Annotated in this window: 20 protein-coding genes; 16 read left to right on the top strand and 4 right to left on the bottom strand. The window is 32.3% G+C overall.

What is annotated here, in order from left to right; all coding sequences use genetic code 11:
• Nucleotides 1-7 precede the first annotated feature (7 nt).
• From A8975_RS05540 to A8975_RS05485, 12 genes are all read left to right on the top strand, one after another.
• Nucleotides 8-823, top strand: a complete 816-nt coding sequence (locus tag A8975_RS05540; RefSeq protein WP_134198991.1) for a prohibitin family protein — start codon at nucleotides 8-10, stop codon at nucleotides 821-823.
• 9 nt (nucleotides 824-832) lie between these two features.
• On the top strand, nucleotides 833-1,375 hold the full coding sequence (locus tag A8975_RS05535) for a hypothetical protein (RefSeq protein WP_134198990.1): 543 nt from the start codon (nucleotides 833-835) through the stop codon (nucleotides 1,373-1,375).
• Between the two features lie 280 nt (nucleotides 1,376-1,655).
• Nucleotides 1,656-2,513 carry an ATP phosphoribosyltransferase gene (gene hisG, locus A8975_RS05530; RefSeq protein ID WP_134198989.1) on the top strand — a complete coding sequence of 286 codons (858 nt, stop codon included), beginning with the start codon at nucleotides 1,656-1,658 and terminating at the stop codon, nucleotides 2,511-2,513.
• A gap of 1 nt (nucleotide 2,514) precedes the next feature.
• Complete coding sequence (hisD, locus tag A8975_RS05525) at nucleotides 2,515-3,816, top strand: histidinol dehydrogenase (protein WP_134198988.1); 1,302 nt, start codon at nucleotides 2,515-2,517, stop codon at nucleotides 3,814-3,816.
• 89 nt (nucleotides 3,817-3,905) lie between these two features.
• A complete protein-coding gene (gene hisC, locus A8975_RS05520; protein ID WP_134198987.1) occupies nucleotides 3,906-4,958 on the top strand; it encodes a histidinol-phosphate transaminase in 1,053 nt (350 codons plus the stop codon).
• The gene (hisB, locus tag A8975_RS05515; RefSeq protein ID WP_134198986.1) at nucleotides 4,955-6,091 is read left to right on the top strand and encodes a bifunctional histidinol-phosphatase/imidazoleglycerol-phosphate dehydratase HisB; all 1,137 of its coding nucleotides are present in this window, start codon (nucleotides 4,955-4,957) and stop codon (nucleotides 6,089-6,091) included. Before hisC ends, hisB begins: the two co-directional genes overlap by 4 nt.
• Before the next feature lie 47 nt (nucleotides 6,092-6,138).
• Nucleotides 6,139-6,720 carry an imidazole glycerol phosphate synthase subunit HisH gene (gene hisH, locus A8975_RS05510; protein WP_134198985.1) on the top strand — a complete coding sequence of 194 codons (582 nt, stop codon included), beginning with the start codon at nucleotides 6,139-6,141 and terminating at the stop codon, nucleotides 6,718-6,720.
• A 77-nt stretch (nucleotides 6,721-6,797) separates the two neighbouring features.
• Complete coding sequence (gene hisA, locus A8975_RS05505; protein ID WP_134198984.1) at nucleotides 6,798-7,529, top strand: 1-(5-phosphoribosyl)-5-[(5-phosphoribosylamino)methylideneamino]imidazole-4-carboxamide isomerase; 732 nt, start codon at nucleotides 6,798-6,800, stop codon at nucleotides 7,527-7,529.
• Between the two features lies 1 nt (nucleotide 7,530).
• The gene (hisF, locus tag A8975_RS05500) at nucleotides 7,531-8,286 is read left to right on the top strand and encodes an imidazole glycerol phosphate synthase subunit HisF (RefSeq protein WP_134198983.1); all 756 of its coding nucleotides are present in this window, start codon (nucleotides 7,531-7,533) and stop codon (nucleotides 8,284-8,286) included.
• Nucleotides 8,283-8,879, top strand: a complete 597-nt coding sequence (gene hisIE, locus A8975_RS05495) for a bifunctional phosphoribosyl-AMP cyclohydrolase/phosphoribosyl-ATP diphosphatase HisIE (protein WP_134198982.1) — start codon at nucleotides 8,283-8,285, stop codon at nucleotides 8,877-8,879. Before hisF ends, hisIE begins: the two co-directional genes overlap by 4 nt.
• Nucleotides 8,880-8,976: 97 nt before the next feature.
• On the top strand, nucleotides 8,977-10,782 hold the full coding sequence (locus A8975_RS05490; RefSeq protein ID WP_134198981.1) for a zinc-dependent metalloprotease: 1,806 nt from the start codon (nucleotides 8,977-8,979) through the stop codon (nucleotides 10,780-10,782).
• 106 nt (nucleotides 10,783-10,888) lie between these two features.
• On the top strand, nucleotides 10,889-11,671 hold the full coding sequence (locus A8975_RS05485; RefSeq protein ID WP_134198980.1) for a tRNA pseudouridine(38-40) synthase TruA: 783 nt from the start codon (nucleotides 10,889-10,891) through the stop codon (nucleotides 11,669-11,671).
• A 52-nt stretch (nucleotides 11,672-11,723) separates the two neighbouring features.
• On the opposite strand, the gene A8975_RS05480 is transcribed toward A8975_RS05485, so the two are convergent.
• Nucleotides 11,724-12,161, bottom strand: a complete 438-nt coding sequence (locus A8975_RS05480) for a hypothetical protein (protein WP_134198979.1) — start codon at nucleotides 12,159-12,161, stop codon at nucleotides 11,724-11,726.
• Between the two features lie 99 nt (nucleotides 12,162-12,260).
• Nucleotides 12,261-12,485 (bottom strand): hypothetical protein, encoded by a 225-nt coding sequence (locus A8975_RS05475; protein ID WP_129760079.1) that lies wholly within the window; start codon nucleotides 12,483-12,485, stop codon nucleotides 12,261-12,263.
• 188 nt (nucleotides 12,486-12,673) lie between these two features.
• Here A8975_RS05475 and corA point away from each other — a divergent pair, with 188 nt between their 5' ends.
• The 4 genes from corA to A8975_RS05460 all read left to right on the top strand — a co-directional run bounded on the left by corA (nucleotide 12,674) and on the right by A8975_RS05460 (nucleotide 15,126).
• The gene (gene corA, locus A8975_RS05470; RefSeq protein WP_134198978.1) at nucleotides 12,674-13,744 is read left to right on the top strand and encodes a magnesium/cobalt transporter CorA; all 1,071 of its coding nucleotides are present in this window, start codon (nucleotides 12,674-12,676) and stop codon (nucleotides 13,742-13,744) included.
• 238 nt (nucleotides 13,745-13,982) lie between these two features.
• On the top strand, nucleotides 13,983-14,147 hold the full coding sequence (locus A8975_RS05465; RefSeq protein ID WP_131506716.1) for a DUF1328 domain-containing protein: 165 nt from the start codon (nucleotides 13,983-13,985) through the stop codon (nucleotides 14,145-14,147).
• Between the two features lie 47 nt (nucleotides 14,148-14,194).
• A complete protein-coding gene (locus A8975_RS14520) occupies nucleotides 14,195-14,356 on the top strand; it encodes a hypothetical protein (protein ID WP_165353676.1) in 162 nt (53 codons plus the stop codon).
• 95 nt (nucleotides 14,357-14,451) lie between these two features.
• Nucleotides 14,452-15,126, top strand: a complete 675-nt coding sequence (locus A8975_RS05460) for a DUF2461 domain-containing protein (protein ID WP_134198977.1) — start codon at nucleotides 14,452-14,454, stop codon at nucleotides 15,124-15,126.
• A gap of 76 nt (nucleotides 15,127-15,202) precedes the next feature.
• On the opposite strand, the gene A8975_RS05455 is transcribed toward A8975_RS05460, so the two are convergent.
• Both A8975_RS05455 and A8975_RS05450 read right to left on the bottom strand, forming a co-directional pair.
• Entirely contained in the window at nucleotides 15,203-15,727 is a 525-nt protein-coding gene (locus A8975_RS05455) for a hypothetical protein (protein WP_134198976.1), read from the bottom strand.
• Nucleotides 15,728-15,833: 106 nt separating this feature from the next.
• Complete coding sequence (locus A8975_RS05450; RefSeq protein WP_131506713.1) at nucleotides 15,834-16,259, bottom strand: RDD family protein; 426 nt, start codon at nucleotides 16,257-16,259, stop codon at nucleotides 15,834-15,836.
• Nucleotides 16,260-16,277 lie beyond the last annotated feature (18 nt).

The following is a 16,277-nucleotide window of genomic DNA, read 5'->3' as shown; positions in this document are numbered from 1 at the left end:
TAACAAAATGGATAAGTTACCTAGACTAGGACTACCCATCATAATTGGAGTGGTGGTTTTAATAATTATTTTGGCTAAATCAGCTGTTACAATAGATTCTGGACATGCTGCTGTGTTGTATGAAACATTAAAAGACGGTGTGGATTCAGAAAAACCACCTTTAGGCCCAGGTTTTCATATAATAGCACCATGGAATCGAGTAATAGACTATGAAACTCGCCAACAAGAGATTCCTGAAAAGATGTCGGTACTTTCTTCTAATGGGTTGGATATTAAATTAGATGCTTCAGTTTTATATGAACCAGATGAAAGAAACCTAGGCAAGTTGCATAATGAAAAAGGTGAAAACTATTTAAGTAGAGTATTACAGCCTGCAATTAGAAGTGCAGCTCGTAGTGTAGTTGGTCGTTACACTCCAGAGCAATTATATTCTACAAAAAGAGATGCTATACAAACTGAAATTTTTGAAGAAACCAAAAAAATTGTTGAAAGTCAATATATTCAATTAAACAGTGTTTTAATTAGAGATGTTACATTACCACCAACCATTAAAGAAGCTATTGAGCGTAAACTAAAGCAAGAACAAGAGTCTTTAGAGTACGAGTTTAGATTGGTTACTGCAGAAAAAGAGGCGGAAAGGCAAATTATTGAAGCTCAGGGTAAAGCAGATGCAAATAAAATTTTAAGTGCTTCCTTAACCGATAAAATTCTTCAAGACAAAGGTATTGAAGCAACTATTAAACTATCAGAGTCACCAAATAGTAAAGTAATTGTTATTGGTTCAGGAGATTCTGGAATGCCAATTATTTTAGGAAATCAGTAAGTCTTTTAAATGAGAAGTTTTATTCTTTTTCTATTGTGTAGTTTCACGCTATTTGCTCAAGATAATGACCAAACGCATTATCTAGAGTTTGTTGAATCCTACTACGATAAAGAATCAAAGCAACCAATATACATTTATGACGATATTGACGGTAAAATAGTTGACACCTTATATAATAACGAATCAAAATATTCTTGGTACAAAATAGCAATTATTGAAAGTAGCTACGGTTGGTTTAAAATCAAAAACATACAACGTTTACCTGATGCTTACAAAAATTACGACTATGAAAATCATTGGGTTAAAAGTTCAGGATTTTTAGTTTCTGTTGATGTCTATGAAGATGGTAACAAAGTTTATCTTTATGATTTAGCCTCTAAAACGTCTAATAAAATCCATAAAATAAGCGATTTTCAAAAAGTCAATATTATAGAAGTTAGCGATTTATGGGCTAAAGTGAGTTTTAATGTTGGCAAAAAATCAGTGTCTGGTTGGTTAAGTTTTAAGGACCAATGTGCTTATCCTTGGACAACATGCCCTAAATATGATTAATTCGCATTTTAGACTTAAAATACTAACAAAATCATAAAACCTCTTATAAGATTTGGATTTTTAAATTTTTATTTTAAATCTTTGTATAGACAAAAACAACAAATGAATTTTATTCAATTACATCATCATCATTTTCATACTTGCACTCAAGCGAGCTGAAAATGTATTGAATAAAAACAAGATATTTTTAAAACCGTTTGAGTAAATCAAGCGGTTTTTTGTTTTTACAAACGTAAAAATATCTCCCAAAAAAGATTTACTCAAACACATTAAAACCAAAATGAGTAAATTAAAAATTGCAGTTCAAAAATCAGGTCGGTTACACGACGATTCTATGAAAATCCTTAAAGACGTTGGGATTTCTATAGATAATGGCAAAGACCAATTAAAAGCTTCGGCTAGAAACTTCCCTTTAGAGGTCTTTTATTTAAGAAATGGCGATATCCCTCAATACCTTAGAGATGGTGTGGTTGATGTTGCCATTATAGGAGAAAACGTATTGGTTGAAAAAGGTAAAGATATTTCCATAGTTGAAAAACTAGGGTTTTCTACCTGTAAAGTTTCGGTAGCTGTACCAAAATCTACCAAATATTCAACAATTAAAGATTTAGAAGGCAAGCGTATTGCAACATCTTATCCAAACACTGTTAATGGGTTTTTACAATCAAACAATGTAAATGCTGAATTACATATAATAAATGGTTCGGTTGAAATTGCACCAAACATAGGACTTGCCGATGCTATTGTAGATATCGTTTCCAGCGGAAGTACCTTGTTTAAAAATAACCTAAAAGAAGTTGAAGTGCTTTTAAAGTCAGAAGCTGTTTTAGCAGTGTCTCCTAATATTAGTGAAGATAAACAACAGGTATTAGAGAAGCTACAATTCAGGATCAAATCGGTTTTAAAAGGAAGACAAAACAAGTATGTCTTACTAAATGCTCCTAACAAAAACTTAGAAAGTATTATTAACATTCTTCCAGGAATGAATAGTCCTACAGTGATGCCTTTAGCAAAAGAAGGTTGGAGCTCACTACACTCAGTAATCAATAAAAATGACTTTTGGGAAATTATAGATGAACTTAAAGCTAATGGAGCTGAAGGTATCCTTGTTTGTCCAATAGAAAATATGGTAGTATAGTATGGAAACAATCATAAATCCAAGTAAAGCACAATGGTCAGAAATTTTACAACGACCAACAAAAACCATTGACGACATTGAAAACACTGTAACGCAAATTTTTGATGATGTTAAGCGTAATGGAGATAAAGCTGTTAGTAAATATACTTCCCTTTTTGATGGAGTAGATTTAAAAAGTAGCTTGGTTACAAGCTTAGAAATTCAAAAAGCAGTTGAAAGTGTACCTTCAGAATTAAAACAAGCCATTCAATTAGCTAAAGCTAACATTGAAACATTTCATACAGCTCAAAAAAACCAAAATGTAGACGTAGAAACCACAAGAGGAGTTCGTTGTTGGCAAGAAAAACGTGCAATTCAAAAAATAGGCTTATACATTCCAGGAGGAACAGCGCCATTGTTTTCAACGGTTTTAATGCTTGCAGTTCCTGCTAAAATTGCTGGTTGCACAGAAATCATTTTATGTTCACCACCAAATAAAAATGGACAAATTGCTAATGAAATTTTATATGCAGCTCAGTTGTGTGGTGTAACTAAAATTTATAAAGTTGGAGGTATTCAAGCAATAGCGAGTTTAACATTTGGAACCGAAACTATTCCGCAAGTTTATAAAATATTCGGACCAGGAAATCAATTTGTTACTGTTGCAAAACAACTAGCTACCAAATATGGTGTTGCAATTGATATGCCTGCAGGACCAAGTGAATTATTGGTATTTGCTGATGATTCTGCTAATGCAGCTTTTGTGGCTTCAGATCTATTGAGTCAAGCAGAGCATGGTACAGATAGTCAGGTTATTTTAGTGACAACTTCAAAAGTAATTGCTTTACAAGTAGAGAACGAAGTTAAAAAGCAGTTGGAAGTTCTACCAAGAAAATCAGTTGCAGAACAGTCTATTTCAAATTCAAAAATTGTTTACCTGAATTCTATTGCTGAAGCTTTAGAGTTAATTAATGAATATGCACCAGAACATTTTATTGTGTGTGCAAAGGACGAAGCCTTTTTTATTGATGGGATTATAAATGCAGGCTCTGTATTTATTGGTAATTACACACCTGAAAGTGCTGGTGATTATGCTTCAGGAACAAACCATACTTTGCCAACAAATGGATTTAGTAAATCCTATTCAGGAGTTAATTTAGATAGTTTTACTAAGAGCATTACGTTTCAAAAAATTAGTGAAGAAGGTATAAAAAATATAGGACAAAGCATTGAGTTAATGGCAGAGGCTGAAGGTTTACAAGCTCACAAAAATGCGGTTACTATTAGACTCAAAGATTTAAGTTATAAATGTCACATCGAGTGATTCTTAAGAATTAAGAATTGTATCGAGATGTAATAAGTTCTCGATACGATTTTCAGGAAAATCACTCGAACAGACAAAGTATCAATAAAATGAAAACACGCTTCAATATAAATAATATAGTAAGACCGTCAGTTAAGGCTTTAAAACCATATTCTTCAGCAAGAGATGAGTTTAAAGAGTTCAATAAAGACATGATGTTTCTAGATGCTAATGAGAATCCTTTTAACAACGGATTAAATAGGTATCCTGATCCTCAACAAAGCAGCTTAAAAGAAAAACTATCAGAAATTAAAGAGGTTAAAAGTTCACAGATTTTATTAGGAAATGGAAGTGACGAGATACTCGATTTGATTTTTAGAGCATTTTGTGAACCAACTAAAGATGAAGTCATTGTTTTACCTCCAACTTACGGTATGTACGAAGTGTTGGCAAATACCAATGCTGTAAAGGTTATTGAAATTAATTTAGATGAAACATTTCAACCTAAGGTAAAACCTATCTTAGAGGGTCAAAAAGAAAATACCAAACTGCTTTTTTTGTGCTCACCTAACAATCCTACTGCTAATAGTTTCAATGCGAAAAATATTGAAGAGTTAATTAAAGGGTTTAATGGCATTGTAGTTATAGATGAAGCTTACATTGATTTTTCAAATCAAGAGAGTTGGTTGAGTAAACTAAAGGATTTTCCTAATTTAATTGTTACTCAAACACTTTCTAAAGCTTACGGATTAGCAGGTATAAGACTAGGTGTGTGTTATGCTTCAGAAGCTATAATTTCGATATTAAACAAAATAAAACCGCCTTATAATGTCAATGCATTAACACAACAAAAAGCTCTTGAACGATTATTAGAAATTAATAAAGTGAAGCAAGAGGTAAAGACTTTAATTTCAGAAAGAGAAGTATTGATAAAAGCACTTGGGGATTTGAAATTTATAGGAAAAATTTACCCTTCTGATGCAAATTTTATCTTGATGAAAGTAGATGATGCCAATTTAAGGTATAGACAATTAATTGCAGAAGGAATTGTGGTTCGTAATAGAACTAATCAACCATTATGCAAAAACTGTTTAAGGATAACAGTTGGAACACCTGATGAAAATAAAAAATTAATTAAGACATTAAAATATTTAGACCAATGAAAAAAGTATTATTTATAGATAGAGATGGAACGTTGGTACTTGAGCCTCCTGTAGATTATCAATTGGATAGTTTAGAGAAATTGGAGTTCTATCCAAAGGTATTTCAGTATATGAGCAAAATAGCTAGTGAGCTCGATTACGAATTGGTTATGGTTACTAATCAAGATGGTTTGGGGACTAATTCTTTTCCTGAGGACACGTTTTGGCCAGCTCAAAACAAGATAATCAATGCATTTGCTAATGAAGGTGTTGTTTTTTCTGAAGTTTATATTGATAAAACATTTCCTGAAGAAAACGCTGATACTCGTAAACCTAGAGCAGGCTTACTGACTAAGTATTTTTCTGATGCGTATGACCTAGAAAATTCGTTTGTTATTGGAGACAGAATTACTGACATGGAACTTGCAAAAAACTTGGGAGCTAAAGGGATTTATTTATCTCAAGACCCAAATTTAGGAGCCAATGAAATTGAAACATCTTTACAGAGTATTATAGATTGTATCTCAATAACAACAACAGATTGGAAAGCAATTTATCAATACTTAAAAGTTAAAGATCGTTCGGCTAGTATTGAAAGAAATACTAAAGAAACCCAAATAGCAATCAATCTTAATGTTGACGGAACTGGTAAAAGTAATATTGATACAGGAATTGCATTTTTTGACCACATGTTAGATCAAATTGCAAGACATGGTCAGCTTGATTTAGATATTAAAGTCAATGGTGATTTAGAAGTTGACGAACACCACACTATAGAAGATACAGCAATTGCTTTAGGCGAAGTGTTTTCAAAAGCATTAAGCAATAAGTTAGGAATGGAACGTTACGGATTTTGTTTGCCAATGGATGACTGTTTAGCTCAAGCTGCGATTGACTTTGGAGGACGAAATTGGTTGGTTTGGGATGCTGATTTTAAAAGAGAAATGATAGGTAAAATGCCAACCGAAATGTTCTTTCACTTTTTTAAATCGTTTACTGATGGTGCCAAATGCAATCTCAATATAAAAGCTGAAGGTACTAACGAACATCATAAAATTGAAGCCATTTTTAAGGCATTTGCTAAAGCTATTAAAATGGCAGTAAAACGAGATGTAGAAAAAATGATTTTACCATCAACTAAAGGAGTTTTGTAAATGTCACTTCGAGTGATTTTGTACAACAAAAATTATATCGATAAGAAATGAAAGTAACTATTATAGATTATGGAGCAGGAAACATTAAGAGTATTCAGTTTGCTTTTAATAGGTTAGGAGTAGAAGCGATATTGACAAATAATTCTGAAGAAATTAAATCAGCAGACAGAGTAATTTTTCCAGGAGTAGGAGAAGCATCATCAGCAATGAATATGTTGAAGAAATCAAAACTTAATCTTTTAATTCCAGAGTTAAAGCAACCTGTTTTAGGGATTTGTTTAGGAATGCAATTGCTTTGCAATTTTACAGAAGAAGGTAACACTCAAGGTTTAGGTATATTTGATGTTAGTGTAAAACGGTTTTCTGATGCTTTAAAAGTACCTCAAATGGGATGGAATTCCATTACCGATTTGAAGTCACCTTTATTTAAAAACAGTAATGAGCAAGACTATATGTATCTTGTTCATAGTTACTTTGCGGAAGTATGTAATCAAACCATTGCCAAAACTAATTATGGTTTGACATATTCTTCTGCATTACAAAATAAAAACTTTTATGGCGTACAATTTCACCCAGAAAAAAGTAGTACAGCAGGAGAACAAATTTTAAGGAATTTTATAGAACTATAATGTTATGTTGAACTAGTTTCAGCATTTTAATATAAATTATTAATTAAAAAGAATCCTGCTTTCGCAGGAAAGAAATCATGAGGATAATTCCAGCAATAGATATCATAGACGGTAAATGTGTGCGCTTAACTAAAGGCGATTACAATACCAAAAAAATATATAATGAAAACCCTTTAGAAGTTGCAAAACAGTTTGAAGGCGCAGGTATTGAGTATTTGCATTTAGTAGATTTAGATGGTGCAAAAGCAAAACATATTGTAAACTATAAAGTTTTGGAGCTTATTGCCTCTAAAACTAGTCTTAAAATAGATTTTGGAGGTGGTTTAAAATCTGATGAAGACTTACATATCGCTTTCAATTCTGGTGCAAAACAAATTACAGGAGGTAGTATAGCTGTAAAAGACAGTGTAACTTTTGAAACATGGATTGAAAAATATGGTGGAACAAAAATCATATTAGGAGCCGATTGTGAAAACGAAAAAGTAGCTATCAATGGTTGGCAGGAGCAAAGTAGTTTAGAAATAGTTCCCTTTATCAAAACGTACCAAAAGAAAGGAATACAATACGTTGTTTGTACTGATATTGCTAAAGATGGCATGTTAGAAGGTCCTTCGTTTGATTTGTATAAAAAAATTATTGACAACTGTTCTAATAGCGAAAGTCAATCTATTAAACTAATCGCCTCAGGAGGTGTAACCTCAATTGATGATATTAATAAACTCGAAGATTTAGGTTGTGAAGCAGTTATAATAGGAAAAGCACTTTATGAAGGCGCTATAAACTTAAAGGACTTAGAAAAACAGTTTTAAAATGCTAACAAAAAGAATCGTACCTTGTTTAGATATCAAAAACGGTAGAACTGTAAAAGGTGTCAATTTTGTCAACCTTATTGATGCAGGAGATCCAGTTGAGTTAGCTAAAGAATATGCTACTCATGGAGCTGATGAATTGGTGTTTTTAGACATTTCAGCAACTCAAGAAGCGAGAAAAACCACTAAAGACATGGTGCTTAAAGTAGCTGAACAAGTTAATATTCCGTTTACGGTAGGTGGTGGTATTTCGTCCATTGAAGATGTAAGTATATTATTGAAAAATGGAGCAGATAAAGTTTCGGTAAATTCATCTGCGGTTAAGCGACCTCAACTTATTAATGAGCTTTCTGAAAAGTTTGGTAGTCAATGTATAGTTGTTGCTATTGATGCGAAGCAAGTAAATGATAAATGGAAAGTACACCTAGCAGGAGGAACAATTGAAACAGAATTGAATTTGTTTGATTGGGCTCAAGAAGTAGAACAACGAGGTGCTGGTGAAATATTGTTTACTTCTATGGATCATGACGGAACAAAAAATGGTTTTGCAAATGAGGCCTTAGCAAGATTATCCAAAATGGTAAACATTCCAATAATAGCCTCTGGTGGTGCAGGAAGTATTCAACACTTTTCTGATGCATTTACTAAAGGAAAAGCTGATGCTGCTTTGGCTGCAAGCGTATTCCATTTTGGAGAAATAGAAATTATTCAACTTAAAAAAGAATTACAAAAGCAAAATATTCCTGTAAGGTTATGAACATAGATTTTAATAAAAACAACGACGGATTAATACCAGCTATCATTCAAGATGTAACAACCAAAACAGTATTAATGTTAGGTTATATGAATGAAGAAGCGTATAATAAAACAATCGATACAAAACGAGTGACGTTTTTTAGTAGAAGTAAGCAGCGTCTTTGGACTAAAGGAGAAGAAAGTGGAAATATGCTAATGCTAAAAGATATAAAGGTAGATTGTGATAATGATACATTGCTTGTAAAAGTTGAGCCATTGGGTCCTACCTGCCATAAAGGAACTGATACTTGTTGGGATGAAGATAACTCACAAACTTATGGGTTTTTGTCTAGTTTAGAACATATTATTTCTGATAGGAAACATAATTCCAAATCTAAAGAATCTTATGTTGTTGCACTTTTTGAAAAAGGAATAAATAAAATTGCTCAAAAAGTAGGTGAGGAAGCTGTTGAAGTTGTCATAGAAGCAAAGGATGATAATGACGATTTATTTTTAAATGAAAGTGCAGATTTGTTGTTTCACTATCTAATTCTCCTTCAGGCTAAAGGGTTTAAGTTAGAGGATATTGTATCTATTCTTAAACAAAGACACTAAGTTAAAAATCATCGATTAAACGTAAATATTTTCGATAAAGCGTTGTTTTTTTGTAAAAAAGTGTATATTGCAAGCCCAAAACTATAAACTAGATTTCATGAAAAACTTTACTATTTATGTTGTAATGGTAGTGTTTTCTTTGTTTAGCTATTCTACTTTTGCTCAGCAATGTGCATTTGATACTCAAAGAGAATTATTATTACAAGACCCTAACTATGTTCAACAAGAGCAACTTGCTGAACAGAAAATTCAAAACTTTATTTCAAACAATACGTTAACTCAACGAAATGGAACAGTATATACTATTCCTGTTGTTGTGCATGTATTGCATCTTGGAGAAGCAGAAGGTACAGGATCTAATATTTCTGATGCTCAAATTTTAAGTAGTATAAACAACTTAAACGATTTTTACAGAGGTTTAACTCCTAATAGTTCTATTGATTTTGAAATAGAATTTGCTTTAGCACAAAGAGACCCGAACTGTAACGCTACAACAGGTATTAATAGAATTAATGCTTCTAGTTTACCAGGTTACTCACAATATGGTGTTAATGTTGCTGAGTCAAATGGAGCTAGTTACAATGATATTAAGACTTTAATTAGCTGGCCGCAAACTGATTATTTTAATGTTTGGGTTGTAACTGAATTAGACGATAATAATGGTGGCTATGGTTACCAAGGATATGCATATTTCTATAGCGAAAGTTCTAGTAGCCATGGATCGGTAATGATGTCAACCGTTTTTGGTTACGATCCAGGAAATACTAATGGTTGGGGATTAAACTCCAATGGAGACAATAGTACTGTAGTGCATGAAGTTGGTCACTATTTCCATTTATATCACACGTTTCAAGGAGATGATACTGACAGTGATGGAGTAGGTGATACTTGTCCTGCCGATGCTACTGTAGGTGTAGATAGTGATGGTTGTGCTGATACTGTTCCTCACTTAAGAGAAACAAGTACTTGTCCAGCAAATAACACATGTACAGGTAGTCCTTGGGTTGATAACAATACTGTTAATAATATAATGAGTTATTATTATTGTACTGATAGATTAACCGAAGACCAAAAAACAAGAGCAAGAGCAGCACTGACTGATACTGGAATTGTAGCGTCAAAAGGAGATGAAGCTCCATCACCAGGATTTACAGCTCCTGCAGCAGTATGTTTAGCAAATTCACCTGCTGGAAACAATTACTCAGGTGTGATGAGTGTTGAATTAAACAATACAACATATACAACATCTACTACAGGAATTGATGGTGGTAATCTTGATAGAAGTGTTAATTGTACTGGTCTTTTCAATATTGATGCAGCAAATTCTTATACAATGAATGTTGAAGTTGCGCCTGGTAACTTTCATCAGTTAGGTGTGTGGATAGATTGGAATAATGATGGTGATTTTGATGACGATGCTGAAACGCAAAGTTTTACTCAAGATATAGATGGAGGTGCAGTTGTCCCAGTAACAATAGCATATCCTGCGAGCATTCCTTATGATAGTTATGTGAGATTAAGATTGATGACTGATGTTGATGATAGATTTGGAGGAGTTAATCTAATAGACTCAGCGTGTTACACCTCTTTAGTATATGGACAAACTGAGGACTATACAATTTATGTTGAACCATCTGGGACGCTATCAATTGGTGAAGCTAATGCTAGTGAATTGAATATCTTTTCTGATAATACCAATAATGAATTAATTGTAAAAGGACAGTTGTTTGGTGAATCAACAGTTAACTTATATGATATTCAAGGTCGTTTAGTTAAAACTAAAATGTTAGATACTTCTGCAACAAGAAACAGTATTGATGTATCAGGTTTAAACAGTGGAATTTACATTGTAAAAGTATCAAATCAATCTCAACTAAAAGTTAAGAAAGTAGTTATAGATTAATAATTAGTTAGTAATTTTTTAAAAGGCTGTCAAGCTTCGTGCTTGATGGTCTTTTTTTATAAATATTAGACTTTGGATTGTTCAATAAAATAACGTTCTTGCCATTATGTTTGATAAGCGCTATTACTACCTCATAAAAATTCAATATTTAGGCTATAGGTTTCATGGTTGGCAAAAACAACCCAACTTAAAAACCCTTCACCTTATGGTGGATCGTACATTTAATTACATACTTGAAGGCAAATATTTTAAAACCTTAGTTGCAGGTCGAACCGATGCAATGGTGTCAGCAAATGAAACGGCTATAGAGCTATTTTTAAAGCATGAAATTGACGATAAAGACTATTTTTTAAAATGGTTTAACTACAACTTACCACAAGATGTTAGAGCCTTATCAATTGAAGAAGTCGATAAGGAGTTTAATATCATTCAACACCCAAAAGTTAAAGAGTACATTTACTTGTTTGCTCATGGCGAAAAATGCCATCCGTTTTGTGCACCAATACTCACAACTATTTTAGATGAACTGGGTATAGATGTAATGATTAAAGGCGCTAAACTTTTTCAAGGTGAGCACAATTTTAAAAGTTATTGCTATAAAGCAACAGGAAATGGATTATACACCAGAACTATTGAAAGCTGCGAGCTTATAGAAAACAAAGAATACACAGCAAGTTTCTTTCCAAAAAACACATACATGCTAAGGGTTAGAGGAGAAGGTTTTGGTAGAAATCAAATAAGGTTAATGATGGGAGCTTTGATAAAACTAGGAAAGGGAGAAATGACATTAGATGATATTACTGCGAGTTTGCAAGAAGATAGTGATACAGCAATTGACTACATTGCACCTGCCTCAGGTTTAATTCTTAACAAGATGTTGTTTAAATAAAAAAGCACCTTATAAATAAGATGCTTTTGATTTTTATTAACTTATAATAGCATTAAGATATCCAACCTTTAGCTATTGACTTGTTAGAAAACATAATAAGATATAGCGCAATAATCAATATAATTATAGGCATAATTAATCCTTTAGTACCATAAACGCCTAAAGCATCGCTTACAAAAATATTGTAAGAAGTCTGTATCAATACACCTATTAACGAAATAATAAATAGGCTTTTAGCCCATTTTTTTCTTAAAAGTAAAAGTAAGCATCCTAACGCACCTCCAAAAACACCAATAGCAAATGCAGCAGTTGCCCAAGCAGGCACATTGGTATAAAGGGCTTGTTCGGCTTCAGGTAAAGCGCTTAAATCAGCATCAGACATATAGGCTTGACCCAAGTAGGCCATAACACCCATTAAATTCCATATTAATGCAATAACACTAATAATCCAAAACCAAATTGGTGGTTTTGTTCTAGTTGAATGATTCATAAATTGTTTTGTTTAGTTAGTAAAATTTTAAAACAATTTATGAAAATAATCTAAAAGTATATCTAAATAATTGCGAAATGAATAAAAAAGTATAAGAAGTTAATCTTCCATAACGTGTAAAACAGGTTCTTTGTTAACCCATTTTCCGTTTTTAGATTCTCCTAAAATAATAACTTCTTTGGCTTGTTCATACTCCTTAATTGTTCTAAGCATTTGAGCCTTAGTGTCTCTGTAAAGTTTAATTCCTGTTTTTGACCCTTTGTTTCTAATTTCTAAATAAAAACCATCTTTGAGTTTCTTAGGTTTTGTCGCTGGTCTTCCCATATATTCTATTTGAAGGATTTAATTTGCATAATAATAAAAATTTATCCAAAATGCAAGTCGAATTCCAATTATTCAAATATAGCTGGTTTTAACTTTTTTACAGTCAAATTTCAATTGTTATTAGTTATTCTTAAATTGATGTGTTCAATTGCTCTAAGTTTTATACTTTTAGTCTCCAAGTTATTTTAATGATGAAAATCAAAAAACGTAGAAAACCCAACAAAGCATCCAACCTTCCACCAGGAACTATTTCCTATAAAGGGAAAAAGTTTTCTGATGTTACTACTGTTGAAATTATCAATTACAGTATAGATTCTTACACAAAGTTAGATTCTAAAAATGTTGAGGATGCCTTTAATTTTAAAGAAACCAATCAGGTAACTTGGATTAATGTAAATGGGTTAAACGCAACTGAAAACATTGAAAAACTTGGTTTGCATTATCACTTACATCCACTAACACTCGAAGATGTTGTTGATACCACACATCGTCCTAAAATTGATGAGTTTGAAGATTACTTATTTATCGTTTTTAAAATGCTTTATTTTAAAGATGATGGTGTGTTAAACTATGAACAGGTGAGCATGGTAGTTGGTGAAAGCTACGTACTTACGTTTCAAGAAGCCGATGGAGATGTTTTTGATGAATTGCGAGAGCGTATCTCTAACGCTAAAGGTCGTATTAGGTCTCAAGGTTCCGATTATTTAATGTATGCAATTTTAGATGCTGTTGTGGATAACTATATGTCAGTTATTGAAGATTTTGGCGATAGGATTGAGGATTTGGAGACAGATGTTTTTGCTTCGGAATCAAATGGAAGTACACCAAGTCAAATACAAGGGTTAAAACGAGAAATTCTAAAAATTAGACGGTCTATATTTCCGTTTAGGGAAATCATTAACCGTTTAGAAAAATCTGAATGTAAAATCATAGACATTAAAACCCGAAGCTACCTTAGAGATTTGTATGACCATACCATTCAGGTGAGTGAAACCATTGATTTGTATCGCGAAATGATATGGAGTATTATGGATATGTACATGACGCTTATTAGCAATAAGATGAACGAAGTTATGAAAGTGCTTACCATTATTGCTACTATTTTTATTCCGTTAACCTTTATAGCTGGTGTGTATGGTATGAACTTCAATAATATGCCAGAACTGCATTACAAATATGGTTACTATGTAGTGTGGGCTGTTATGATTGTTCTGTTTATTTTAATGTTAATTTATTTTAGAAGAAAACGTTGGCTTTAACATAATTTGTGTTAAATGTGTCTCTATTCAGTTAACATCTGTTAAAAACTATGGTAATTCGCTCACTGTTTGTAATTTAGAGGTAAATGCTGTTGGTATTATCCGCTTAGCTAACAGTAATTACTTATTCAAGTATTTTCCCCTTTTAAGCTTTATTTTACGTATTTAAAATCTCTAAACGTTAGAGTAGCTTTTTGTATTCACAAAGCTTTTAGTGTAATCATAAAACAATAAAATTATGTTACGTTGGACAATTGCCTTTATTATTATTGCGCTTATCGCTGGATTCTTAGGATTTGGTGGAATTGCAGGTGCATCAGCTGGAATAGCTAAAATATGTTTCTTTATCTTTTTAATACTCTTTGTAGTATCACTACTTAGAGGGCTTATGAAGAAAAGCTAATCAGTACCAAAACAATAAAACAATTAATAACCATTAAAAACCATATCATGAAAAAAATAGTTTTAGCATTAACATTAATGTTCGCATTATCTACAGTATTTACAAGCTGTAGAGAAAAGAAATCAGCAGACGAAACCGTTGAAGAAGCCATTGAGGATGTAGGAGACGAGGTAGAGGATGCTGTTGACGAAGTAACTGATGATAATTAATAACTAAATTGAATTCTCTTATGATCAGTTCAATTAAAGTCCTGCGTTATGCAGAACTTTTTTTGTACTTTTAAATAAAAATTTAAGCAACACCAATGAGTTCGATTTCCAAAGACACTTTCGATTTTTTAAACAGATTAGAGCAAAACAATAATAGAGATTGGTTTAACGACCATAAAAAAGAATTTAAAACCATTGAAGCCAATACCAAAAAGGTGTACAACGAATTGTTTGAAGCTTTAAAAACACATGATGAAATTGACCGTCTTAAACTATTTCGCATTTATCGCGATGTGCGTTTTTCAAAAAACAAAACTCCTTACAAAACGCATTTTGGTGGATCATTCCATAGAAAAAAGCCTGAGCTACGTGGTGGTTATTATTTGCACATTGCACCAAACAATCAATCGTTTATTGCTACAGGGTTTTGGGAACCTAACAAAGAAGACTTATTGCGAATTAGAAAAGAATTTGAGGCTGACGATACCGAAATTCGTGAAATCATAAACAACAAGTCATTTAAATCGGTTTGGGGAGACTTTGTTGGCGATGAGCTTAAAACTGCACCTAAAGGCTTTGATAAAGAGCATCCTGCAATAGACTTAATACGAAAAAAGCAATATATTTTCACCAAAAATTATACTGATAAAAATGTGTTAAGCAATAATTTTATAGACGAAGTCAATATAGCTTTTAAAGCCATAAGACCCTATTTTGATTATATGAGCGATGTGTTAACAACAAACATAAACGGAGAGTCTATTATTTAAAAGCAATTGTAAACGGTAACTATAGGTTTAGAAGAGTTCAACAGTATTGCGGTTATACATTGTTGTACTGCGTTTTTTATTCATAAAAGTCAGCCCATTCAGCTGTCGGTTTAAATTCTTTTTCAAATTCATTCTTTTCTGTCCGAGTTAGCGAGTTGTAATATCGTGCAAAAATTGAAATAGCATCTTCTCCTTTTCCCATTCTCCAAAACATATCGCTTGGATTGATATCAGGATATTTTTCCCAAGGTGCTTTTATCAATTCGGTATAATGCTCAAGCCATTCGAATGGTAAAGAATCTAATTCGGATTCTATAAGCTTTGAATTTAATTTAATTCCGAAGTTTGTTTTGGATGACAAGGTTAAATTCCGTTTATATCGCTCATTGATGTCTTTCAGAACACTTTTAAACTCTGATTTACTTTCAGTCATAATCACATTTACCAAACAGTTACTTTTCGATTCGTAATTAAAAATATTTACGTGAAATTTAGGTTCATTGTTCTCATAAACAATCCATTCTCCATAAGCAGAATCAGGAAGAGAAATTTCCTCAATTTTGCCTTTTAAAGTCAGATATTTATTCGTTCGGTATTTCATTTCTCAAATGCAGTACAACAGTTTGTATATGACTTGTTTTGTGAAAGATAGCAAATAAGATTTAATTTTTAATTCATCTTAGGTTTAAACTAGTTGTTATAAGATGTTATTCTTTCTTTTTATCTACTATAACATAAGTGTTAGATATTTGATCGTGCCAACCTCTATCTGAAAACAAGAATGACAAAGGATCAAAAGGAATAAGTCTAGCTGTATTTCGTCCAAGAATATTCATAAATGAAGGCTTGCTTCCGTCATTTTTTACAACTTTAGTTTTCGTTATAAATTTACCAGGTGTTTTTCCGAAAAAATGTTCAAATAAGGCATGATACATCACATATAGAAAAAAGAAATAAAACACAAACCAATCTGAACCTCCTTCTGGTATAATCCCTAACCATTCATCTAATACCATTGCATGTAAGAAAACAATAAAATAAAATCCGATAGTGTCAATTATATTATGTCCAAACCTTGTTCCTTTTTCGGCTAAAATTAGTTTTTGACTTTCATTTGGTTGATTATTGTGCATTTGGTTTGTTTTTAATGT

Origin of the sequence: Meridianimaribacter flavus, from assembly GCF_004366715.1 — a bacterium.
GTDB classification, from domain to species: Bacteria; Bacteroidota; Bacteroidia; order Flavobacteriales; family Flavobacteriaceae; genus Gaetbulibacter_B; species Gaetbulibacter_B jejuensis.
This window is presented reverse-complemented; position numbering and strand designations above follow the sequence as displayed.